This window comes from Thiobaca trueperi (assembly GCF_004342175.1).
Lineage (GTDB): Bacteria > Pseudomonadota > Gammaproteobacteria > Chromatiales > Chromatiaceae > Thiobaca > Thiobaca trueperi.
In genome coordinates this window covers 628268-649845 of the sequence record NZ_SMAO01000001.1, presented here as the reverse complement: position 1 = coordinate 649845, position 21578 = coordinate 628268, and the positions used below count along the sequence as shown (strand labels likewise).

Here is a 21578-nt window from a genome sequence, read left to right as displayed (position 1 = left end):
GCCAGCGGACGAGTCCGCTGGCGCGTCAGGAGAATCCCATGTCTGCTTGTGAAGTGGCGGCCCCACGGCCGCATGAAGTCAAGCTCGCTCCGCGTGAACGGGCCGGTGTCATCAACCCCATGTACGACTGCCAGCCCGCTGGCGCGCAGTATGCTGGGATCGGCATCGAGGACTGCATCCCGCTGGTCCACGGCGGTCAGGGCTGCACCATGTTCGTCCGCCTGCTGTTCGCCCAGCATTTCAAGGAGAACTTCGATATCGCCTCGACCTCGCTGCACGAGGACTCGGCGGTGTTCGGCGGGCACAACCGCATCCAGGAAGGCGTGATGGTGCTGGCCAAACGCTATCCGCACCTGCGCGTCATCCCCATCATCACCACCTGCTCGACCGAGGTCATCGGCGATGACGTCGAGGGCACCATCAAGAAGTGCTACAAGCAGCTCGAAGCCGAACTGCCGGGGCGTGAGATCCATCTCATCCCGGTGCACACCCCGAGCTTCAAGGGCAGTCACGTCACCGGCTATGCCGAGGCGGTGAAGTCCATCGTCAAGACCATGGCGAAGAAGGGCGAGCCCACCGGCAGGATGAACGTCTTCACCGGCTGGATCAACCCGGGCGACCTGGCGGAGCTCAAGCACTATTTCGCCGAGATGGATGTCGCGGCCAACTTCCTCATGGACATCGAGGATTTCGACTCGCCGATGCTGCCCAACAAGGCGATCGAGACCTATGGCCGCACCACGGTCGAGGACTTGCAGAACACCGCCAACGCCACCGCCTCTTTCGCGCTCGCCAAGTACGAAGGGGCCGGCGCCAGCGAGTATCTGCGCGATAACTTCGAGGTGCCGCACCACCTGGTCAACGCACCCTACGGCATCAAGAACACCGACGACATGCTGCGCAAGCTCTCCGAGGTCACCGGCAAGCCGATCCCCGAGTCGCTGGTGCGCGAGCGCGGCATCGCGCTCGATGCACTGGCCGACCTGGCGCACATGTTCTTCGCCAACAAGAAGGTCGCCATCTACGGTCATCCGGACATGGTGCTGGGGCTGGCGCAGTTCTGCATGGAAGTGGAGCTTGAGCCGGCGCTGCTGCTGATCGGTGACGATCAGGGCAGCAAGTACAAGAAGGATCCGCGGATCGCCGAGCTGAAGAAACAGGCGCATTTCGACATCGAGATCATCCACAACGCCGATCTGTGGGAGCTGGAGAAGCGGGTGAAGGAGGGGCCGGTCAAGTACGACCTCATCATGGGACACTCGAAAGGACGCTACATCGCCATCGACGCCAAGATCCCCATGGTGCGCGTCGGTTTCCCGACCTTCGACCGCGCCGGTCTCTACCGCAAGCCGACCATCGGCTACCGCGGCGCCATGGAACTGGCCGAGACCATCGCCAACACCCTGTTCGCGCACATGGAATACACGCACGATCGGGAGTGGATCCTCAACACCTGGTGATCGCGAGAAGACGGTCGGCGCCCGCGCGGCGCCGACCGTCCCTGGCCTCAGTCGGAGGGACGGTCGTGACTGACGACTGCCTGCTGATGACTTGTTCACGCATCTCAAGGAGAAACCCATGCCGCAGCCCGGCCATATTCAGATCGCCATCGCCACCAACGACCTCTTGCAGGCGAACGGTCATTTTGCCTCGGCGAAACAACTCGTCATCTACGACATCTCCGCAGATTCCGCCGAGTTCGTCGATTGCGTGCAGTTCCGGCGCAGCGCGACCATCTCTGGTGCGGCGACACGGGGTCCGGGCGGGGGGCAGGGCTGTTCGATGAGCGATCCCAGCAACGGGGCCAGCAGCGAACTGATCCAGGAACGCCTTGAGGCCGTGCGCGGCTGCGCCCTGCTGTTCAGCAAGGGTCTGAGCGACCTGCACGCCGTCAATGTCAAGAATCTCGGTGCCTTTCCGGTCAAGCTCGAACAGGCGCGCGAGATTCCGGAGGTCATCCTCTACGTCCAGCGGCTGATCAGCCGTCCGCCGCTGTGGCTGCGTCGGGCGCTGGGGATCGAACCGCCGCTGGAGGTCACGGCGGCGTCCTGGCTGTGAATCGCGATGGTGATGTGCATGAGCCATTTTATGGAGCCGGAGATGGCCATCGTCCGCCCCCTGCAATTTGGCCGGGCCAAACCCGGTTTCGCCGGACACCAACGGGTCGAGCTGCTCCGTCGGATCAGCGAAACAGGCTCGATCAGTCAGGCCGCGAAGGCGATGGGCGTATCCTACAGGCACGCCTGGAAGATGATTGATGCGATGAACCAGTCGGCGGCGGAACCGCTCGTCAGATGTCAGACGGGTGGGCAGCATGGCGGCGGGACAGCGCTGACTGACGAGGGACGACGCCTGATTGCCGTCTGTGATGCCGCCGAACAGGAGCATCGCCGGTTTCTCGCCACACTTGGCCGTCGTCTCAAGGACTTTGATCGATTCTACGAACTGTTGATCTGACGCCCCCATTCAGCGGATGGTTTCACCAGGGGTTGCACCCTGTTCCCGGCCCCGAGCGGTTCAGGTCCGGCCCGATACTGTGGCGGCGCCAAGTCGTCCGCTGTACAGGTCGCCATGGCGGAAATACCTGCCCAACAGATCATGGGCCGGCGTGGTTTTTTGATCCCGGCTCGCTTCCAACGATTCCAGCGATTGCGCGGCGCGGAAATCGCCCGCACGGCGCAGCGCGCGCTGCGCCTTACCAAGCACCTCCAGGGCGCCCTCTGCGATGGCCGCGTCCGCGAAACCGGCGAGCGCGGCGCGCCGGTAGAGATCCAGATCGGGCGTTTCGCTGCGTTGGGTCAGGTCGGTCGCCAGACAGATCCCTTCGAGCAGATGGCAGCAGGCCGTCAACACCTCCACAGAAGGGATCGCGTCGAATGCCTTGAACTCGATGCGGCCAACCTCTCCGGGAAGACGGGCGGGATGGATCAAGCCGGAATGCTCCGCGCCATCGGCAGACATCTCCGGGGCCAGATAGAGCTTGACCGCCGGGCGGAAGGCCGCCCGCTCATAGGTCCGTTTGGACAGTCCGTCCCACAGGATCCCGGCGTAAAAGGGGCTGCTGAAACTGAAGGGGACGATATAGGGGGCATAGGCGTTCAGCTTGCGGGCGGCATCCAGGCTGTGTTCCGCGCTCCAGCCGGGCAGGGACAGATTGATGTCCGGTCCGTAGCTGAGGGTGGAGATGTGGGTGCCGTCGTAACTGCGGTCACGCTGGCGCTCCGCCACTTCCCAGGCATTGAGCGGCGGGTCGAAGTCATAGCGCGGACGGATCGGATTGAAGCCGGCGATGGCGAGTCCCAGGCCATGCCGGGCCAGCACTGCCGCCAGTTGGGATTCGATCCCGACCAGGGAGCGGATGGCCCGATCCACGTCCGGGGCTGGCGGAGTGCGGATCTCCACGCCCTTGACCACCAGGGTGCGAAAGCTCCCGTCGTCATGGAACCGCTCGTCGCCTTCCAGATACCAGTAACCGCTGCGGATCCCCAGGTCGCCGGTGGCGAGGGTCGCATCGTCCCGACCGGGTTTGTCCTCCAGTAGCGGGCGGATCTCCTCATAGGCGAGGTTGCTGAAGTCGCGGATCCGGCCCGGTTCGGGGCCGCCTGAATCGACGATCAGATACTCGAATTCGATGCCGCAGCGCATTGATGAGCCTATAGCCAGCACAGAGGCGCGAGAGGATCGACGGGTTCGGGCGCGGGCTCTTCGGGCCGTGCCGGCGTGCCCAGATAAAGAAAGCCGACGATCTGCTCCTGCTCCGCCAGACCCAGTTCGCGATGGAAGCCGGGGTCATACATGAGCCAGCCGGAGCGCCAGACCCCGCCGTAGCCGAGCGCCCGGGCGGCGAGCTGCATGGTGAGCACCGTACTGGCGGCGCAGAGCTGCTGATCGAAGACCGGGATCGTCTGGTGGGGACGCGGACTGGCCGCGACCACGATCACCAGCGGGGCGCGATGCGGCATGCGGGGGGTGCGTTCAATGATCTCAGCGGGCTTGCCGGCGGCTTCGGCGGCACGGTGCATCGCCTGACCCAGCCGGTCCAGCCCGTCCCCGCGCGCCGCCAGGAACCGATAGGGTTGCAGATGTCCGAAGTCAGGCACCCGCCGCGCGGCGCGCAGGATCAGGGCCAGTTCCTCATCCGAGGGTCCGGGGGCGGTCAGCCTGTGACAGGAGCGGCGGTTGAGCAGCAGCTCCAGTGCTGGATTGGATGGCGCCGGGTTGGGCGGTTCCGAAGTCACTGCGGCCATTGGACCGGTTCCTCAATGCGCAGGCCGCGACGCAGCCGGTCGCGGATATTCATCAGGGTCGCATCAACCGCTTCGATGCGATTGAGGTTCTCGCGCTCCAGGGCGCTGGTCGTCAGGACATCCACGATGCCGCCGTTGCGGATCACGATCCGCCGGTCCCCACGCAGGGCGAGCAGCGGGTCATGGGTGGAGATGAAGACGATCTTCTCGCCGGTGACGAGCAGCTCCAGCGCCCGCTGGCGGTCCACCCCGGCGTTCTCGATCTCGTCGATCAGCACCACCGGCGAGGCCGACAGCAGCGCGACATCGGCGATCATCAGGGCGCGGGTCTGACCGCCGGAGAGCTGAGTCACGGAGGTCTCCGGGCTGAACTTCTCTCCAGTCAGATCGTTGGCGCAGGCGATCACGCGCTCGACCATCGCTTGGGGCTCATTCACCATCCGGCACTGGGCGTGCATCCCGATGAACTCGCGCGCGCTCAGGTCCACCACAAAATTCATGTTCTGCGAGAGCTGGGCGACCAGCTTGCGGTCGAGCGCATGGCGGAAGTCTCCGGCGGGTGTCTGACCGTTCACCAGGATCCGGCGTCCGGTCGGGGTGTCGCCCTGCGCCAGACATTCGATATCCGCCAGCAGGCGGCTCTTGCCGGAACCGGTGGGGCCGACGATGCAGAGGATCTGTCCCGCCCGGACGCTGATCTCTACCGGCTCCGGCTCACCCTGCTTGTTCCGTCCGCCGATCAGGGTCAGGCTGTCCACGCGCGCATGGCGATCCTGCTCCATGCGCTGCACTTCCCGGATCAGCCGCTGGACATGGTCCAGGATCTGGTGCCGCTCCATCCCGGCATCCAGGATGTCTTCGTCGGCAAGCTGGTCCAGCCAGTGCCGGAGCGACTGCCGGCCATCGGGTTCGCTGAATCCCAGCGAGGCGAGGAAGTCGCTCACGCAGGGATGGTCCAGCGTCAGGCGCTCAAGTGGAAGATCGATGACCGGATTCATACGGCCTCCGCCTGGTCGGCGAACGTCATCTTCTTCACATTACCCCGCTGGTGTGTCTCGCCGATGGCCGTTTCACCCACGCAATAGGGACAGACCGCTGCCGGCATCGGGAAACGCAGCCGTTGACCTTCGAGCGACGGTGTGTGAGCGGCCTGTACGATCTCGTTTGCCAGATCGCTCGCGCCCTGTCCGGTGATGCCGTTGCAGAAACAGGCCCGAGCACCCGGATTGGCCAGCCGCACCTTGTAGGCGAAGACCTCGCGCTCGACCTGGGAGACGATGTCGCCCTTGGTGATGACCACTAGATCAGCCAGACGCAGCATGGGGCCGATCTTCTTCGGGGTCTGCACGCCCGCCAGCGCGTCCACCACGCAGACCGCCATGACCCCGGCGATATGGGGCGAACAGCGATTGCAGAGACCGGCGCTCTCGCTGAAGAGGATGTCCAGCCCCTGACGCTGTCCCCAGGCCAGACAGTCCTCGACGTTGGAGACGAAGTAATGATCCGGGCAGATGGAGCCGGCCAGACCCACGGCGACCGGGATGCCCTTCTGCTCGTAGAGGCTGTCGTCGGAGGTGGAGAGCGAGTCGAATTTGGCCACACCCACGCGCAGACCCTGCTGGCCGAGGATCTCGCTGACCCGCAGGATGACCGAGGTCTTGCCGACCGAGGGCGAGCCGGCGACGGTGATCAACTGCATGCCCGCACCTCATGTCGCCGGTACCAGGCATCGAAAAAGAGGCGGGTCGCCTGCTCGGTCTCGGCGGCCAGGTCGTGCGTGCGGCAATCGTCCCAGCCGGGCCACTTGAGGCGGGCGCCGGGCGGATAGGCATTGGGGACGGACGGGTTGATGGGCGGATAGCAGTTGCGGCTCAGGACCGCTCCCCACTCCAGGCCGGTGACGTACTCGATCAACGGGGCCAGCCGGGACTCGGCCTGCGGCTTCACCAGATAGCCGATGGGCATGGCGAGCGCGCCGTCCTCCGGCCAGATCACCCGGGTGCGCTCCCGACGCGGACAGAGCGCCGCCTGGAGCCAGGGCAGGATGGCGATGGCGCCGACGCTGGCGCTGTTGGAGCCGGCCTGGGTGGCGGTGCGGATATTGTGCTGCAAATGGCGGACATTGGCGGCGAAGGCATCCAGCCCGGCGGGGCCGAATTCCAGGGCGAGACAGCGCAGCAGATAACTGTTGTAGTCCTGATAGGGCACCCGTTCATTGGGCCGCCAGCCGCCGAAGACGATGTCGTCGGCCCACATCGGATCGAGCAGATCGCTCCAGACGCGAGGCATGGGGCGGCCCTTGAGCCGCCGCTCATCGACCAGGAAGACGAAAGGGATGACGGCAAAGGTCCTGAACGCACCCAGGGGATCCAGCAGTCCGCCCGACAGACAGACCGGGTGGCAGGGCGGCTGGCGCCGCTGCCCTGCATCCGGGGTGTAATGGGCGAGCAGCGCGGGATCGAGGATGTCGTGATAGAAGGTGGTCACCAGCATCTCCGGGAGCCCGTCGGCGTCGGGCACGCCGGCCAGCCCGTCGAAGGGGTGGTACCACTCGGCGCCCGACAGAAAGCAGCAGTCGAGCTGAAAGCCGGTCCGGGTGCGATGAGCGGCGACCGCCCGATCCAGGCCGGCCTTGAAGGGACGGCGCAGCGGGATCGGCAGACGGCCGAGGAAGTCCAGCCGGCCCGGATCCGGACCGGCCGGTGTGAACTGGGTCAGCGGCTGCCCGCCCGGCGCGCCGAGGCGCATGCTCGGGACCGGGGCGAGTAAGGCTGGGTTGGATGGCGTGCTCATGGACGACTCCTGGCCGGCAACGTCTGGGGGAGACCCTTAGATCGGTTGTTGTGCAGGAGATGGGCCAGCTTTGGTGGGTGCGGGTTGTTGTTTGCAGGTGGCTGTTATGGAATGATTTTATGGCTGGCGAGGGCTCTTGGCGCGTACGGATCGGAACACTTGGGCGGTGGGGGGTACCTGGAGGGGCGTTTGGGTGGTTGGGGGAGACGGCGCTTGTCTGGTTCAGGCGTTACATCACGTTATCAGACTTCCATCCTCTTCGTATCGACTGAGCTGTCGCTTTGCACGGATCATTGCAGTTGCAGTAGACTGTGGGTGAATTGCTGTCTGTCTCAATTAACGCAGATTCTGTCTAGCGCGATAATTACGGAATCTGTCTAACACACTGTTAGCTGCTCTACACGTGCACAAGTTATGAACGGAAATATATGAAATGAGAAACGTAGGACAGCAAGCTCTCTTTGATGACCAAAATTCAGAATGCGTTAGCATCGAGGATAGCGCAAAGATTCTTGGGGTGTCTGGTGCCACTGTAAGAAACTGGATTAAGACCGGCTACTTGAAGGTCACGTCAAAAGGTCAAGTTTCAAGAGATTCGGTAGAAAATTTTAAGAATAACATATCTGGGGTAGAGAAGCTCAATCAGAGAGCAAATAAGTCAAAAAAAGACACCCATAACCATGAATCTGTTGCAGTCGAATTCTTGAAAAAAGCCAAATCTGAAAGTGAATCTTTGGAATCTATTGGGGAGTGCTATGAAAGCAGTCTTTCAGATTCCTATAGGAATAAAGAAGGAATTTATTACACACCCAATGATATTGTTAATGACCTGCTGTCGTTAAAAAATGAACTGACCGGAAATGAAACCTTCTGTGATCCATGCTGCGGATCAGGAAACTTTCTGGTTAGGGCACTAGATGCTGGCTTTAAACCTGAAAATATATTTGGTTTTGATGTCGATCATGTGGCAGTAGAAATCGCAAAAAGAAGAATTCACGAAAAAACAGGCTACAAAAGTGAAAATATAAAATGCTCTGACTTTCTTCAGCTTTCAATTTCAAAAATGGCGGGTAATTATGACTATATTTTCACTAATCCTCCTTGGGGGAAAAAGATTGAAAAAACGGAAAAAGAACTAATAAGCAAAATGTTAAAGGCTGGAAGCAGTCTGGATACTTGCTCGCTGTTTTATTTCTCTTGTATAAACTCATTAAACCAAGGTGGTACTTTGGGGTTGTTGCTGCCAGAGTCATTTTTTAATGTAGCAACCTACGAAGATGCAAGAGTGTCGGCGCTTTCTTTCCAAATTGAACGATTGTCTCATTATGGTAAACCGTTCAAAGGTCTTGTGACTGGTGCGGTCGGAATAGTTCTCCGCAAGCAGAATTGCAATCTTCAGAGCGCAATAGACTGCACTTACGAAAAGAAGGTTTTTAAAAGGAATGGTATTTCATTTCATAAAAATCCCAAGTCAATTTTCAACATCTCATGTACGGCGGATGATGCGGAAGTAATCGAACACATCTACTCAATCCCACATATAACACTTAGCGGTCGAGCGAGGTGGGGGCTTGGTATAGTTACTGGAAATAATACAAAATATGTGGAGAGCAGCTTCAGAGAAGGTCTTATTCCAGTCTACAAAGGCTCTGATATAACAAAAAACGGGCTGAAGCCAGCATCAATCTATATTCCAAAAGATTTTTCACTGTATCAACAAGTCGCCCCAATAAGCCTATATGAAGCACGCGAAAAGCTAATTTACAAATTTATTTCATCGAATCTGTGTTTTTTTCATGACGCAGATTCGAGGTTTGTTATAAACAGCGCAAATATACTGATTACTGAAGAGAGCTTTCCTGTTCCAATGAAAACCATTTGCGGCTTGTTTAATAGTGATTTCATGAATTGGGTGTTCAGAAAAATTTTTAACACCCACAAGGTCTTGAGGGGAGACCTGGAGCTACTCCCAATTCACGACCAGTTTCTTTCGGGAAACAACTTTGTAGAGTCAGAATATCTGGCTTCCATCAATATTGAGAGGACTAGTTGTGGAACTTTCAGAATTAAAAGATAGAATCATTGCCTCATTCAGTGGCACAGAAGATGATTTAAATGAAGTCTTGGAATTGGTTGAGAAAGATCGTTCCGTATTTCCATTTAATGAATACGAGCATTTGATCTGCAATCTGATTGAAAAGGGCGGCCTTACCTATGGTCAATACATTGAAATAAGATCAGAATACATAAGTGAAAATCCAAATTTGTGGATTTTTGAAATATCTGCACCAAGAGGGTTTGGTGAGAAGTTCGCTCAGACGTATGTGCATGGAAAGTGCTCAAAATTAAAAATCCCCTCTAAAAAGCTAGATCCAAATTATGCGGGGGAGTATGACCTATGGCTCGATGGAATCACCATTGAGGTAAAGGCGTCTAGAGCAGTAGACAGTGACAGCGAAGAACCTCTTTATGTGAAAGCTCTGGCAAGAGATACGAAGAAGAAATTTCTTATGAATTTTCAGCAATTGAAACCACAATGCTGTGATGTATTCATATGGGTTGCAGTTTTTCGCGATGAGATTGTGTTGTGGGTAATGAGTTCAACTGAAGTTCAGAGCAATCCTCTTTATTCAAAAGGGCAGCATAGAGGCAATAAAGGGAATGAGGGGCAGCTGCACATTAAACACGACAACATTCATGTGTTATCCGAGTATGAACTTAAAGATGACAATCTAGAGGATGCTATTCGTAAGGCTGCAAATCGAAAATAAGCAGCTAACAAGTCGTTCAAGCGGACGCGGTAAACCGAAAAGGGGACGGATTTATTTTCTGGCTCTTAGAGAAGAATCGCCGGGCAATTGAGAGAAAATGAGCCTGGTTCCAATTAAGCGTCGAGGCTCAGGCCGCTGGAGCGGCCCGGACTGCATTCCCACGCGGAGCGTGGGAACGAGAGGTTGAATGGCAAGGCGAATCCTGGGCGGCATCTAAGCGTTGGACATCTCGACAGGAGTTCACTTGAACGGCCCGAGTCCACTTGACAAGCACCCGATGGCGGGTTTTCCGCAGGTCTGCTTCATCAAGAATACGGTGACGAATCCGAATATCGTCATCGGGGATTACACCTACTACGACGACCCAGACGATTCGGAGAACTTCGAACGTAATGTCCTGTACCATTTTCCCTTCATCGGGGATCGTCTGATCATCGGGAAATTCTGTGCGATAGCCCGTGGCGTCAAATTCATCATGAACGGCGCCAACCACAAGATTTCCGGTATCTCCACCTATCCATTCCAGATTTTCGGCAACGGATGGGAACGTGTCATGCCAAAGTCCGATGATCTTCCGTACAAGGGCGATACCCTGGTCGGGAACGATGTCTGGATAGGCTATGACTGTCTCATTATGCCGGGCGTGAAGATCGGCAATGGTGCGATCGTTTCATCGCGTTCGGTGGTGGTTGCCGATGTGCCTCCCTACACCGTGGTCGGAGGCAATCCGGCAAAGATGATCAAGCAACGTTTCTCGCCGGAAATCGTATCGGCGCTTGAGGACATCGCTTGGTGGGACTGGCCAATCGAAAAGATTTCAAAACACTTGGCGGTTATCGTGTCCGCAGACGTCGAAGCACTGAGGACGTGCTCTGATGTCTAGCAACTCATTCAATGTTGAAGCGGGCGGGCTGGTGTCGCAGCCGTCAGACCCAGAGGCGCCGCCCCGCTCAGGATCCGCGCCAGTTCCTCGTCATTGAGCGCATAGCCGTAGAAACGCTGGTAGAAGCGGCGTGTCTCGGCGCCGATGTCCAGGTCGGCGAAGCGTTCCGGATGGAACACCCTGGCCGCCCACAGGATCTGTAGCGAGGTCTCGGCGGCTCGCGTGCACCAGGCATTGATGCCGCGCGGACTGACCAGCACCCGGCCCTGTTGCACGGCGCGGATGTCCTGCCAGCGCGGGTCGGTCAGGATCGCCTGCTGCTGGGTGGCGTCCAGGGTGACGATGAGGTCGGGGTTCCAGGCCAGCACGTCTTCCAGATGAACCTGCACGTCTCGCGACAGACCCGCACGGGCCGCCAGATTGATGCCACCGGCGGCGCCGATCCAGGCATCGATCATGGAGTCGCGGCCCTCGGTCTGGAGCGGGGAGATCGAGGCGTAGTAGACCTTGGGTCGGGCGCTCTCGGGCAGGTCGGCCAGCCGCTCGGCGACCCGCCGCAGGTTGTCGTCGTAATAACGGACGAAGGTTTCCGCCCGTGCGCTGGCCGCCGGGCCGAGCGCCTGGCCGAGCAGACGCGCGGCGGTCTTCATCTCCTCGGGATTGGCGTAGCCCAGATAGAGCACCGGGATGCCGACGGCTTCGAGCCGTTTGCCCAGCGGTTCGTTGCCGACCCAGAGCGTCACCAGATCGGGCCTGACCCGCAGCAGTTCCTCCAGATTGACCCCGGCGGGGCGGGTGAAGGGAGTCGGCAGGTCACTGGATGCGGGTAGGAGCCGTTGGAGCCAGGGATTGTCCCGGACCTCCGGCGCGACCGCCTGGAGACTGTCGCCGCCGCCGATGGCCAGGATCAGCGAGGCCATGGAGATCCCCGGTGTGCCGATGCGCTGGACGGGCTCGGACAGATGCAGGGTCTGTCCCGCCTGATCCACGAGGGTGCGACCAGGCGTGCCGGGCAGCGGCTCGGGCGTTTCTGACGTGCCGACGTGGAGTAAGAAGAGAACCATCGTCAGCGCGATCAGGATGGCGCCGAATCCCCGGACGAACAGGCGAGGCGTCGTCATCAGAATGCCACGGTCGCCGAGAGCGACAGGATGCGGTCGCTGCCCAGATAGAGGATGCCGGAGCGCGTGGTCCAGTAATCCTCATCGGTCAGGTTGGCAACGGTCAGTCGCCAGGTGGTTTCCTTGCCGTAGAGCCTGCGCTGATAGCGCAGTCCGGCGTCAAACAGGGTGACCGGATCGACGTAGAGCGTATTGGCGGCGTCCCAGGGCACCTTGCCGGTGTAGGACAGGCCGCCGGTCAGGGTCAGACCGGGCACCGGCAGGTCGTATTCGGCGTAGAGCCGGGCCATCTCCTCGGGCACTCCCTGCGGGGTCTTGCCCTCGTTGGCGACGGCTTTGTCGATGTTCGCATCCAGGATCGTGAAGCCGCCGGTGAGGGTCAGGTGTTCGAGGATCCTGCCGGTCAGTGCGACTTCCCAGCCCTGATGAACCGCCCGGCCATCCTGCGAAGCGATGTTGGTCGCCGGATCGACATACTGGTTGGCCTGATCGATACGGAACCAGGCGGCGCTCAGATCCATGCCCCAGAGACTGGCCTTGGCGCCGGCCTCGACCTGCTCGCTGACGAATGGCGCGAAGATCTCGCCGACGTTCGCGGTCGTGCTGCCGGCGACGAATCCCTGCTGCAACCCCTCGATGTATGAAACATAGGTCGTAACGGCGGGAATCGGCTTGAAGGAGAGCGAGACGGCCGGGGTGATGCGGCTCTCGTCATAGTCGCTGGTGGTGCTCTTGCCGGCAGCGGTCGTCGAGGTGAGCGCGTCATCCACCCGCGCCTGGGTGCCGCCAAGCATCAGCGACCAGTGGTCGCCGAGGGCGATGCGATCGGCCAGCATCAGGGTGCTGTAGGTGGTCTCCTGGGAACTGGAGGTGCCCGCAGGCGGCAGGCTCCAGGCCGGATAGCTGGGGTCGCCGTAGAGGCTGCCGGGGTAGAGGGTCGGATAGGTCGTGCCCCGGTAGCCGTTGTTGCCTGAGGAGTAGTCGTCCAGCGTTCCGCCGAGAGTGATCTTGTGGGTGAAGGGGCCGGTGGCGAAATCGGCATCCAGAAAGAGGTTGTACTGTCTCACGATGGTATGGAAGGTCTGCTGGGAATCGACCCGCCATTTATAGTCCAGCCTGCTGTTCTGAAAGGCGATCCGGTTGAGGAAATAGTCGCGCTCGATGTCGCTGTAACGGAACTGGCTGCGCAGGCTGAAGATAGCGTTGAGCCGGCTCTCCAGCGCGGCGCCGACGCGCGTGGTCGCATCCGTGGTGCCGGTATAGGGCGCACCCCAGTTCTTCGAGGCGTCCGGCGCTTCCGGGATGCCGATGGCGGTGGTGGTCATGAAGAGCGCCTGGGCGTAGTCCAGCTCGCGTCTGGATTGACTGGCATCCAGCGCCAGTTTGGTATCCGGTGCGATCTGCCAGTCCAGCGCCCCGGAGAAGACATAGCGTTCCTGGGTCTGCTCCTCGACGCCCGTCTCGCCCGGATTGGCATAGACGAGATTGAGCCGGTAGGCGAGATCCGGGTTGATCTCCAGGGGGCCACCCAGATCCAGTTGACCGTAGATCTGCTGGTCGTAGCTGCCGAGGGTGAATTCACGCAGCGGCGCCGCTGTTGGCCGCTTGAGGACGTAGTTGATGATCCCGGCCGGGGAGGTGATCCCGTACAGAAAGCCGGTCGCGCCGGTCATCACCTCGATTCGCTCCTTGTCGTCCAGCGGCTGGAAGATGTCGAACGAACGCATGCCATCCAGTGCCAGGTTGTACGTCCAGGTCGAGGCCGAAAACCCGCGCAGCGTGAAATAGGGCGTGATCTGACTGGCGCCGGTATTGGCGTACACCGTCGGCAGGTATTTGAGCGCCTCCGTGGTGTTGGTGGCCTGGGTGTTCCGGATCAGATCGGCAGAGACGGTTTCGATCGAAAAGGGCGTGTCCTGGAGACTGACGTTCCCCAGTGGCCCCAGACTCACCTGATCGACCCGATAGCCCTCGGCGGCGCTACCGCTTGCAGCAGGGCTGTCGGTGACCAGGACTTCCGAGAGGGTGGTGGTCTCTTCCCTCTCCGTCGTCTCGGCGAAGCTGGCGGCCTGAATGCTCAGAAGGCCCAGGGCGAGACAGGTTTGAAGGGGCGCGTGACGTTTCATACGACTCCTGACGATAACGGCGATTGACCAGCGCCGTTTCGCAAGCCCTATGCCAGCGCGGATGCGGGGGCAGCATCGCACCTCCGGGAACGAATGCGCGCGGTCGTTCCGGAGCGAACGGAGAACAGGAGGTCAGGAGCGGGACGGATGTTCGTGGATGTGCGGCCGGACAGGGTGCTGTACGTCGCTGTCCGCCGCCAGCGAACGCAGATCAGCGTCTGTAGCGGAGCACGGCATTGCGCCGCCGCTCGAAGTGGTCGGCGACCTCCTGTGCCAGTGCGGCCTCGATCGGGATGCCGTAGCGGGTTGCTGCGGCGCTCAGTTCCTCCTGTTCGAGCCGTTGCAGCGAGCCCATGGCGGCATTGGCGAGCCCGACGACGCGCTGGCGCAGGTCGGCGGCCGTGACCTGGGCCAGCCAGTCGTCACGCAGCCGTCCCGGCACATAGTCGGTGAGCCGCTCGGCGACCACATAGTCCTGGTCGTAGGTCGCGATGGCCATGGCCATGGCGATGTCCCCGAGCAGCAGGTGGAAATACTGGTTGTTGGTCAGGTGAGTCATGGCGTCAGAGCGGCGTGATGCCGTATTCGTCGTAGATCTCGGCCTGCGCCGCCTTGAAGTCCGGCAGGCTGAATTCATAGCCGTTCTGGCGCAGGAACTCCCAGTTGGCAGTCTCGTCCTCGCACGCATTGACGGTCTGGCGGAAGGTCTCGTCTTCGCGCATCCGGTAGATGTAAGCCTTGGCTGAGGCGACGGTCATGGTGAATCTCCTGGGTCGGTAGGTTGGCGGTCAGTGTCCATGCGTTGACAGCAAACGCCATGCCGACATTGGCGGGCCGGCTGTGAGTTGAGCGGGAGGGGCGGCTGTGGGGGATGGCGATGATTTCCGGCCTGCGTGGCGCATGGCTTGCTAACTGCTTCGCGCCAGACTTGCACCAGGCGGGGCAGGTTCCGCGTCGAGATCAGCCGCCCGCAAGGCAGCCATAACGGAGTCAGCATTAGCAGCGTGCCCAGGCCGGAGAAGAACCCGAGTCCGTACAACTCGCCGAGCTTGAGGGTCGCGACGGTATAGACGCCGAGCGGGAAGGTGTAGCTCCACCAGCCGAGGTTGAAGGGCACCCCCGCGCGGAAGTAGCGGATGGTGATGAGGCTGGCCAACAGCAGCCACCAGAGGCCGAAGCCCCACAGCAGCGTTCCCGCGATGACGCCGATGCCCGCCGCGACCAGGCCGGCGCTCGCCATGTCCTGCGCGGCGAGGATGCTCGGAGCCTCGGTTCCCAGGATCAGCAGGCCCAGCGCACCGGTCCCGATCGGGCCAAGCGCCAGCCAGCTCGACGCCGCCATGCTGGCGTGCGGCAGCTTGTGGAGCGCCATGCGCAGAACCAGGATCGTGAGGATGGCGAACGCCACCGGAACCGAATAGGCCCAAAGCACGTAGCTGGCGATCAGCGTCACGAATTGAGCCTGTGCGTCGGCCAAATGAGGCGCGAGCAGGCCGCCGCTCACGGCTGCGACTTCCGCTGCGGCCACTGGCAAGAGCCAGACGGCGGTCATCTGATCGATCCGGTGCTCCTGACGGGTGAACATCAGATAGGGAATGAGTACACCGCAGCCGAGCGACAGGGCGATATCGATCCACCACAGCGCCTGAGCGACTGGAATCACACCCTCGCCCCAACGCGGCAGACCGAAGAAGGGTCGCGCCGCGAGCTCGAACGGCAATGCATGCAGTGCGCCGGTTCGCATCGCGCGGGCGACGACCAGCTCGGGAAGCGCCGCGACGCCCGCGCCGGTCTCCACAGCGATGCGCACCGACTCGTTCGAGGGCAGGGTCAAGGCAATGTCGAGGGCGTGCGGATCGATCCCGCGCTGCCGCAGCGTCTCCTCGAAGGTCGAGCGGGTGCCCGATCCCTGTTCCCGCACGCTCCAGCGAGCCGCCTTCAGCCAGGTATCGTCGATGTGCTCGACCGGCGTCCGGCTGACCAGGACCAATCGATCGCGCGCGACCAGCCAGCGGTCGAGCGACCGATCATCCACTGCGCCCTCGACGAAGCCGATTTCCGCCGCGCCGGCCAGAACGCTTTGCGCCGCCTGCTCCGTGTTGGGCGGGACGATACCCCATGCTCGATCAACGCATCCAACGAATGATTCTTGTCTGAATCATCACGAATCACGATCAATTGTCCCGCCATTCACGTGTGTTGGCGGATGTGACCGGGTGTTCTGGCGTCACTGTCTCGTCTGACTCAGCGACCGGACGTCGCGCTTTCGTTCGAGATTGGCACTGATCCTGCTGTATGCAGCGAAGACAAAACGCTTGATCTCGGCCGCCTCGTGACCGAGCCGCCGCGAATGCACTCAATGGGGACAATGCGATGCCTGACACCGACACATCCGACTCAGCCGCCAGCGTTTCGGCCCGTACCGGGGAATTCGATCCGGAACAACGATCGCTGATCGAGGCGATCATCGCGTCCGTGCGACCCATGATCCAGGGCGATGGCGGCGACATCGAACTCGTCGCCATTGCTGGCGACATCATCCGCGTGCGCCTGACCGGCGCCTGTCTGCACTGCGCCCTGGCCGGCCAGACGCTCGGCGGTATCCGGCGGCAGATGGTCGAGCAGCTTGGGGTACCCGTGCGGGTATTGCCCGCTAGCGACTGATGCGCTTGCGCATCGCAAAGCAGGAAGCGCCTTCGTGTACACCGAGGTGTTCTACAACCGCAAGCGTCTACAGCCCACCTTGGGTTACACCTCCCTGGTCCAGTTCGTAGGGCGCAATAGCGATAGCGTATTGCGCCGAAAGGAGATTGGCACAGATCCATCAGATGCGCAGTGGCGCAAAGGCGCAGTTCGAGGCGCGAGGGACAGGCACCGATTGTTGTGTCTTGGGGCGAGCAGCTTACCAATCATGCGGCGCAATACGCTATCGCTATTGCGCCCGCGGGCTGGGTTATGCCGATCCCGATGCCCCCGAAAACCGGCTGCGCACGCCGCGTGCGCCGCTCGACGAATGGGTGCGTTTCGTGTCGTGACGAGCGGTCGGATGCTACCGGACTCCCAACGTCTCGCGTGCGCGGTCGAGCCATTCCCGGCCCTGTCGGAGCATGGCCTGACCGATGATGCGCGCCAATTCGGGATTGGCGATGTTGCGCCCATCGAGAACGAACCGCGTTGGCGAGGTGCTGTACGCCGTCAAGGGGTCGGCAGCGTTCATCATATCGTCCTCGACCGCGTTGTAAGGGTAATGGCAGGTCGCCTGTCCGACACCGCCGCCCGCGCGCGCCCAGTTCAACGTCACCACCGCTTCGTCATGGCGCTGAAGCGCGATCCGGTGATCCTGCCAGTTCGGCTCGACACCGAGGGTCACGCGCACCATGTCACGGCAGAGTGTGAGGCGCACGTCCTCACCTGAATGAGAGCAACCTGACAACATCGCCACCATTGGCAGGATGAAGGGAATCAGGAACAGACGCTGAATCGTTGGCATGGGAGCACTCCAAAGAAAACGGGAACGGATGTCAGTGTACGCCGTGGCGGGTTGAGTGAGGCCGAGCCGCCCACAGACAGAAAGGGCTTGCGACACATCTTCCACGAGAGACGCGCGTTCATGATCCATGCTCCTTCGGTCATCCGCCATCTGGCCGTTGCCGCAACCGGGATCCTGGCGATGGTCTGGCTAACGGGATCCTGGCTGGTTCCGGCGTTTTGGGCGGCATCGTCAATCAGCGATTATCTGGACTGGTATCAGTGGGCGCGGGTCAGCGGTTGTCTGAACCCGCTCATCAGCACCCTGTCTGCGATTCGTGAGCAGGCGCCGCTCGTATGGGGGGTGTCGTTTGGGTTGGGTCTGGCGGGGTTGGTCTTGCAGCGAGCCGCTTACCGACTCAGGGGGCGATCATGTGTGCTGACTGTGCCCTGGTTTTTACTCGCCTTTCCTGTGTGCGCGCTTGTGGTGTGGTTGATCGTCATTTTTTACCGCCCATAAGGGACGGATCGCTTGCGTACTCTGACCCAGCCGGGTAGAGCAGCAGCGGGCAGGTTGGTCGGCGGGTCCATAAGGTAGCCGTTCAACATCTGTCTAACGTACTGTGTCCGAAATACTCGCTTTTGGCGGAAACGGGGTAATATTCCGCTCGGTTATAGTGGATGCTCGAACTGGGGTCCGAGAGGACGCGAGAATTTTGGATGGGCTGCTGTCGAGTGCCTGAATATTCTGATGCAATCTAAAACAACGGCATCCAGGAGAGTGACCTATGCCTCTTAGCCCAGCGGAACAACTTGCACACAGCACGGTGAGGATCGAGTGTGATCTTGCTGGTGGTGGTGTTGGAACAGGAACTGGTTTCTTCTATAGTCTCGACCGCAATGAAAATCAACACATTCCAGTTATCGTCACCAATAAGCATGTCGTGGAGGGTGCGGTCAAAGGCCGTTTCCTCCTCACGTTACGCAATGGTGACGATGAGCCAGCCATCGGCAAGGTTCAAGCTTACGAACTCGATTCTTTTCAAAATCGGTGGCTTCCTCATCCTGATAGCGATGTTGATCTTTGCGTGATGCCGATTGCGCCGCTACTGCATGAGGCCGAAGAAACGAATACGAAGTTCTTTTTCTCAGCATTGGACAAAAACATGATTCCTGCCGCGTCTGATTTGGACGAAATGGAGGGCTTGGAAACCATAGTAATGGTTGGCTACCCCAACGGACTCTGGGACAAAGTTAATAACCTCCCAATTTTCAGGAAGGGTGTTCTTGCATCAGACTACAAGTACGACTGGAACGGAAAGAAAGAATTCCTTATTGATGCTGCCTGCTTTCCGGGCTCTAGTGGCTCGCCTGTGTTGCTTTTTGACGTCGGTAGCTACCAAACGAGAAATGGGCTTTTTGTGGGGTCACGCATAATGCTGCTGGGTGTTCTCTATGCAGGTCCTCAGCACACCATTCAAGGCGACATACAAGTCGTGACAGTACCTACATTGCAGAAGCAAATCTCAGTTGCTGCAATTCCAAATAATCTTGGCATCGTTATCAAAAGTAGCCAACTGAACGTCTTTGAAGGGATGCTAAAATGATGTCGAACCTATCATTCCACCGGATCTGCGCGAAAAACTGCGCAAGTATTTGAATTAAAAATTAGCTAACAAAAAGGAGAGTCCGTGGAAGCATTCGAGGAGTTTGCGGCAAAGTTCGAAAAACTCGGCGAATCAGAAGTCAGAGAAAATTTTGTAAACGGCGTTTGGATAGATCGCAACAAGGCTTACGTTTCCGAGTGATTGCGAAGAAAATAGCAAGGGCGCACTGAAGCGCGCGCATCGTTTCGAGACGCGCGCGAAGAGGAAACGCTCTCGATTGCAAGAGAAAAGGAAGTCACAGGAACTACGTACACTCACGAGTCACGAAGCCGGTCACTGTTTCATGAAAGCCCAGCGATGACGCCCGGCATTGCATCGTGAAGGTGGTGCAGAAAGCTATCGAGGAATCGCAGAAATGAAAGAGACGGCTGTTATGTGGGAAGTTGTTCTGGTCTAATGTTCGGAGGCTGCCACGGCGATGACGAAAAGGCTGTCTTTGATGAGCTTTGCCAAATCGTGGAAGAGATGATTGAACTTTACAGACTCGATAATAAGCTTCTTCCACGGGCGACATCTGGAAGAGATTTCGCGAATCTGCTGCAGAACGCCGCCTGAACCGCGCCCAGTGCGGTAGGCGATGTTTTTGGGTTCAACCGACCTTGGCAGCATCGACGACCGTGGGATCTGGCCCGGTTTAAGACACGACTGAAAACCGCTTTAAACCGCCCCTGGATTCGATGCCCGCCTTCGATCATCGCCCCCTGCTCAAAACCATGCCAGACAGTCCGGGCGTTTACCGCATGCTGGATGCCGGCGGCGGTGTGCTTTATGTCGGTAAGGCCAAAAACCTCAAGCGACGGGTGAGCAGTTATTTCGGTCGCACCCTGAATGACCGTCTGCAACGCATGGTGAGCCTGATCGCCGAGATTGAGGTGACGGTCACGCGCACCGAGGGCGAGGCGCTGCTGCTGGAAAGCAACCTCATCAAATCGCTGCTGCCGCGTTTCAATGTGCTGCTGCGCGATGACAAGAGCTATCCCTATCTTTACCTGAGCACCCAGGACGCGTTTCCCCGGCTTGCTTTCCATCGGGGCTCGCGCAAGGGGCCGGGGCGTTTTTTCGGACCCTATCCCAGCTCCTGGGCGGTGCGCGAAACGCTGCAATTGATGCAGAAGCTGTTTCCCGTCCGGCAGTGCGAAGACAGCTTCTTTCGCAACCGCTCGCGCCCCTGTCTGCAATATCAGATCAAGCGTTGCAGCGGACCCTGTGTCGGTCTGGTCAGCGCGGCGGACTATGCAGCGGATGTCGCTCGCACCGTTAAGTTTCTCGACGGTCACGCGCAGGCGGTCGTGGACGAACTGGCCGCCGCCATGGAGGCGGCGGCGGGCCGTCTGGAATTCGAGCGCGCGGCGGTCCTGCGCGATCAGATCGCGATGCTGCACCGGATCTGGCAGCGTCAGGATGTCAACGGCGAGTCGGGCGATCTGGATCTCGTCGCCTGCGCCCAGGAGGCCGGCGTCCATTGCGTGCAGGTCTTTTTCATCCGTGGTGGACGCAATCTCGGTAACAAGGCGTTCTTTCCCCAGGCGCCCGCCGAAACCGACGAGTCCACGCTCATGGGCGGCTTTCTGGCGCAGTTCTATGCTGAACGAGACATCCCGCCCGAGCTGGTCGTCAGCGTTGCGCCCGAGGATGCGGCGCTGCTGGAAACGGCCCTGTCCGAGCGCGCCGGTCGCCGGATCCAGATCAAGACCAGGGTACGCGCCGAGCGCGCACGCTGGCTGGAGATGGCGCTCGGCAATGCGCGGGTCGCGCTCAAATCGCGCCTCAGCAGTCAGGCCGGTTATGCCCGTCGATTGGACGCGCTGCGGGAGGCGCTGGGACTGGAGGATCCGCCGGGACGGATGGAATGTTTCGACATCAGCCACACCCAGGGCGAGCGTACTGTGGCCTCCTGCGTGGTCTTCGATGGCGAAGGGCCGCGGAAATCCGACTATCGACGCTTCAATATCGACGGCATCACGCCCGGCGACGACTATGCCGCCATGCGTCAGGCGCTGACCCGCCGCTATCTCCGTGTCAAAGCGGGCGAGCATGCTTCCCCGGACATTCTGTTCATCGATGGCGGGCGCGGTCAGCTTGGTGCGGTGGACGAGGCGCTGCGGGAGCTGGAGGTCGATGGCCCGCTCCTGGTGGGGGTCGCGAAAGGGCCGGATCGACGGGCGGGGACCGAACAGCTCTGGTTGTTGGGTCATGATGCCCCCGTTATACTGCCCAGCGATTCGCCGGCCATGCATCTGATCGAGCAGATCCGCGACGAAGCCCATCGTTTTGCCATCACCGCTCACCGTCAGCGTCGCGCCAAGGCCCGCACCACTTCGATCCTGGAAGAGATCGACGGTATCGGCCCCAAACGCCGTCAGCAGCTTCTCAAACAGTTCGGCGGACTGCGCGGTCTGGCGCGGGCCGGAGTCGAGGACATCGCCGGTGTGGCTGGCATCAATCGGCAACTGGCCCAAGAGATTTACGATGCCTTTCATCCAGACGCCCCAGGATCCTGAT

22 protein-coding genes are annotated in these 21578 nt (G+C 60.1%); 11 read left to right on the top strand and 11 right to left on the bottom strand.

Annotated features, from left to right (window positions below):
• The first annotated feature begins 38 nt into the window (after positions 1-38).
• The 3 genes from vnfK to EDC35_RS02930 all read left to right on the top strand — a co-directional run bounded on the left by vnfK (position 39) and on the right by EDC35_RS02930 (position 2457).
• Entirely contained in the window at positions 39-1460 is a 1422-nt protein-coding gene (gene vnfK / locus EDC35_RS02940) for a V-containing nitrogenase subunit beta (protein ID WP_132975525.1), read from the top strand.
• Between the two features lie 118 nt (positions 1461-1578).
• The gene (locus EDC35_RS02935; protein WP_132975523.1) at positions 1579-2058 is read left to right on the top strand and encodes a NifB/NifX family molybdenum-iron cluster-binding protein; all 480 of its coding nucleotides are present in this window, start codon (positions 1579-1581) and stop codon (positions 2056-2058) included.
• A gap of 18 nt (positions 2059-2076) precedes the next feature.
• A complete protein-coding gene (locus tag EDC35_RS02930; RefSeq protein WP_132975521.1) occupies positions 2077-2457 on the top strand; it encodes a winged helix-turn-helix domain-containing protein in 381 nt (126 codons plus the stop codon).
• Between the two features lie 60 nt (positions 2458-2517).
• Here the strand turns inward: EDC35_RS02930 and EDC35_RS02925 are convergent, their stop codons facing one another.
• From EDC35_RS02925 to EDC35_RS02905, 5 genes are read right to left on the bottom strand one after another with little or no spacing between them, the layout of a single operon-like run.
• Positions 2518-3645 carry a glutamate-cysteine ligase family protein gene (locus tag EDC35_RS02925; RefSeq protein WP_132975519.1) on the bottom strand — a complete coding sequence of 376 codons (1128 nt, stop codon included), beginning with the start codon at positions 3643-3645 and terminating at the stop codon, positions 2518-2520.
• A gap of 8 nt (positions 3646-3653) precedes the next feature.
• Complete coding sequence (locus EDC35_RS02920) at positions 3654-4247, bottom strand: nitroreductase family protein (protein WP_132975517.1); 594 nt, start codon at positions 4245-4247, stop codon at positions 3654-3656.
• Complete coding sequence (locus EDC35_RS02915) at positions 4235-5245, bottom strand: ATP-binding cassette domain-containing protein (RefSeq protein WP_132975515.1); 1011 nt, start codon at positions 5243-5245, stop codon at positions 4235-4237. Before EDC35_RS02915 ends, EDC35_RS02920 begins: the two co-directional genes overlap by 13 nt.
• Entirely contained in the window at positions 5242-5946 is a 705-nt protein-coding gene (locus tag EDC35_RS02910) for a GTP-binding protein (RefSeq protein WP_132975513.1), read from the bottom strand. The genes EDC35_RS02915 and EDC35_RS02910 overlap by 4 nt, the downstream gene beginning before the upstream one ends.
• Positions 5937-7040, bottom strand: a complete 1104-nt coding sequence (locus EDC35_RS02905; protein ID WP_207896062.1) for an ABC transporter substrate-binding protein — start codon at positions 7038-7040, stop codon at positions 5937-5939. Before EDC35_RS02905 ends, EDC35_RS02910 begins: the two co-directional genes overlap by 10 nt.
• 433 nt (positions 7041-7473) lie before the next feature.
• On the opposite strand from EDC35_RS02905, the gene EDC35_RS02900 reads away from it, so the two are divergent.
• The 3 genes from EDC35_RS02900 (at position 7474) to EDC35_RS02890 (ending at position 10694) form a co-directional block, all read left to right on the top strand.
• Positions 7474-9117, top strand: coding sequence for a TaqI-like C-terminal specificity domain-containing protein (locus EDC35_RS02900; RefSeq protein WP_132975511.1), 1644 nt, complete (start codon positions 7474-7476; stop codon positions 9115-9117).
• Positions 9092-9811: a hypothetical protein gene (locus tag EDC35_RS02895; protein ID WP_132975509.1), complete on the top strand. Its 720-nt coding sequence runs from the start codon at positions 9092-9094 to the stop codon at positions 9809-9811. The genes EDC35_RS02900 and EDC35_RS02895 overlap by 26 nt, the downstream gene beginning before the upstream one ends.
• Positions 9812-10055: 244 nt before the next feature.
• Positions 10056-10694 carry a Vat family streptogramin A O-acetyltransferase gene (locus EDC35_RS02890; protein WP_132975507.1) on the top strand — a complete coding sequence of 213 codons (639 nt, stop codon included), beginning with the start codon at positions 10056-10058 and terminating at the stop codon, positions 10692-10694.
• An 8-nt stretch (positions 10695-10702) separates the two neighbouring features.
• Here EDC35_RS02890 and EDC35_RS02885 read toward each other — a convergent pair whose 3' ends face one another.
• From EDC35_RS02885 to EDC35_RS02865, 5 genes are all read right to left on the bottom strand, one after another.
• Positions 10703-11815, bottom strand: a complete 1113-nt coding sequence (locus EDC35_RS02885; RefSeq protein WP_207896061.1) for an ABC transporter substrate-binding protein — start codon at positions 11813-11815, stop codon at positions 10703-10705.
• Positions 11815-13941: a TonB-dependent receptor gene (locus EDC35_RS02880; RefSeq protein WP_132975505.1), complete on the bottom strand. Its 2127-nt coding sequence runs from the start codon at positions 13939-13941 to the stop codon at positions 11815-11817. Before EDC35_RS02880 ends, EDC35_RS02885 begins: the two co-directional genes overlap by 1 nt.
• Positions 13942-14152: 211 nt before the next feature.
• Positions 14153-14500 carry a hypothetical protein gene (locus tag EDC35_RS02875; protein WP_132975503.1) on the bottom strand — a complete coding sequence of 116 codons (348 nt, stop codon included), beginning with the start codon at positions 14498-14500 and terminating at the stop codon, positions 14153-14155.
• Positions 14501-14504: 4 nt separating this feature from the next.
• Positions 14505-14699, bottom strand: coding sequence for a Nif11-like leader peptide family natural product precursor (locus tag EDC35_RS02870; RefSeq protein ID WP_132975501.1), 195 nt, complete (start codon positions 14697-14699; stop codon positions 14505-14507).
• Positions 14696-16054: an SLAC1 family transporter gene (locus EDC35_RS02865; protein ID WP_165903333.1), complete on the bottom strand. Its 1359-nt coding sequence runs from the start codon at positions 16052-16054 to the stop codon at positions 14696-14698. The genes EDC35_RS02870 and EDC35_RS02865 overlap by 4 nt, the downstream gene beginning before the upstream one ends.
• A gap of 260 nt (positions 16055-16314) precedes the next feature.
• Here EDC35_RS02865 and EDC35_RS02860 point away from each other — a divergent pair, with 260 nt between their 5' ends.
• Together EDC35_RS02860 and EDC35_RS18650 are read left to right on the top strand one after the other, a co-directional pair.
• Positions 16315-16605 carry a NifU family protein gene (locus EDC35_RS02860; protein WP_132975497.1) on the top strand — a complete coding sequence of 97 codons (291 nt, stop codon included), beginning with the start codon at positions 16315-16317 and terminating at the stop codon, positions 16603-16605.
• Between the two features lie 224 nt (positions 16606-16829).
• Positions 16830-16976, top strand: a complete 147-nt coding sequence (locus tag EDC35_RS18650) for a hypothetical protein (RefSeq protein ID WP_207896060.1) — start codon at positions 16830-16832, stop codon at positions 16974-16976.
• A gap of 14 nt (positions 16977-16990) precedes the next feature.
• Here EDC35_RS18650 and EDC35_RS02850 read toward each other — a convergent pair whose 3' ends face one another.
• Positions 16991-17431, bottom strand: coding sequence for a hypothetical protein (locus tag EDC35_RS02850; protein ID WP_132975495.1), 441 nt, complete (start codon positions 17429-17431; stop codon positions 16991-16993).
• A gap of 87 nt (positions 17432-17518) precedes the next feature.
• Between EDC35_RS02850 and EDC35_RS02845 the strand changes: the two genes are divergently transcribed.
• The 3 genes from EDC35_RS02845 (at position 17519) to uvrC (ending at position 21577) form a co-directional block, all read left to right on the top strand.
• On the top strand, positions 17519-17929 hold the full coding sequence (locus EDC35_RS02845; protein ID WP_132975493.1) for a hypothetical protein: 411 nt from the start codon (positions 17519-17521) through the stop codon (positions 17927-17929).
• Positions 17930-18197: 268 nt separating this feature from the next.
• Positions 18198-19016, top strand: coding sequence for a S1 family peptidase (locus EDC35_RS02840; protein ID WP_132975491.1), 819 nt, complete (start codon positions 18198-18200; stop codon positions 19014-19016).
• Between the two features lie 737 nt (positions 19017-19753).
• Positions 19754-21577, top strand: a complete 1824-nt coding sequence (uvrC, locus tag EDC35_RS02830; RefSeq protein ID WP_132975487.1) for an excinuclease ABC subunit UvrC — start codon at positions 19754-19756, stop codon at positions 21575-21577.
• The last annotated feature ends 1 nt before the right edge of the window (position 21578 follow it).

Bases quoted from the DNA above. Each gene is read 5' to 3' on its own strand.
- EDC35_RS02910 (WP_132975513.1), bottom strand. From the start codon at position 5,946: ATGCAGTTGATCACCGTCGCCGGCTCGCCCTCGGTCGGCAAGACCTCG.
- EDC35_RS02870 (WP_132975501.1), bottom strand. From the start codon at position 14,699: ATGACCGTCGCCTCAGCCAAGGCTTACATCTACCGGATGCGCGAAGAC.
- uvrC (WP_132975487.1), top strand. From the start codon at position 19,754: ATGCCCGCCTTCGATCATCGCCCCCTGCTCAAAACCATGCCAGACAGT.
- EDC35_RS02930 (WP_132975521.1), top strand. From the start codon at position 2,077: ATGAGCCATTTTATGGAGCCGGAGATGGCCATCGTCCGCCCCCTGCAA.
- EDC35_RS02920 (WP_132975517.1), bottom strand. From the start codon at position 4,247: ATGGCCGCAGTGACTTCGGAACCGCCCAACCCGGCGCCATCCAATCCA.
- EDC35_RS02935 (WP_132975523.1), top strand. From the start codon at position 1,579: ATGCCGCAGCCCGGCCATATTCAGATCGCCATCGCCACCAACGACCTC.
- EDC35_RS02925 (WP_132975519.1), bottom strand. From the start codon at position 3,645: ATGCGCTGCGGCATCGAATTCGAGTATCTGATCGTCGATTCAGGCGGC.
- EDC35_RS02905 (WP_207896062.1), bottom strand. From the start codon at position 7,040: ATGAGCACGCCATCCAACCCAGCCTTACTCGCCCCGGTCCCGAGCATG.
- EDC35_RS02915 (WP_132975515.1), bottom strand. From the start codon at position 5,245: ATGAATCCGGTCATCGATCTTCCACTTGAGCGCCTGACGCTGGACCAT.
- vnfK (WP_132975525.1), top strand. From the start codon at position 39: ATGTCTGCTTGTGAAGTGGCGGCCCCACGGCCGCATGAAGTCAAGCTC.
- EDC35_RS02840 (WP_132975491.1), top strand. From the start codon at position 18,198: ATGCCTCTTAGCCCAGCGGAACAACTTGCACACAGCACGGTGAGGATC.
- EDC35_RS02880 (WP_132975505.1), bottom strand. From the start codon at position 13,941: ATGAAACGTCACGCGCCCCTTCAAACCTGTCTCGCCCTGGGCCTTCTG.
- EDC35_RS02900 (WP_132975511.1), top strand. From the start codon at position 7,474: ATGAGAAACGTAGGACAGCAAGCTCTCTTTGATGACCAAAATTCAGAA.
- EDC35_RS02850 (WP_132975495.1), bottom strand. From the start codon at position 17,431: ATGCCAACGATTCAGCGTCTGTTCCTGATTCCCTTCATCCTGCCAATG.
- EDC35_RS02885 (WP_207896061.1), bottom strand. From the start codon at position 11,815: ATGACGACGCCTCGCCTGTTCGTCCGGGGATTCGGCGCCATCCTGATC.
- EDC35_RS02875 (WP_132975503.1), bottom strand. From the start codon at position 14,500: ATGACTCACCTGACCAACAACCAGTATTTCCACCTGCTGCTCGGGGAC.
- EDC35_RS02860 (WP_132975497.1), top strand. From the start codon at position 16,315: ATGCCTGACACCGACACATCCGACTCAGCCGCCAGCGTTTCGGCCCGT.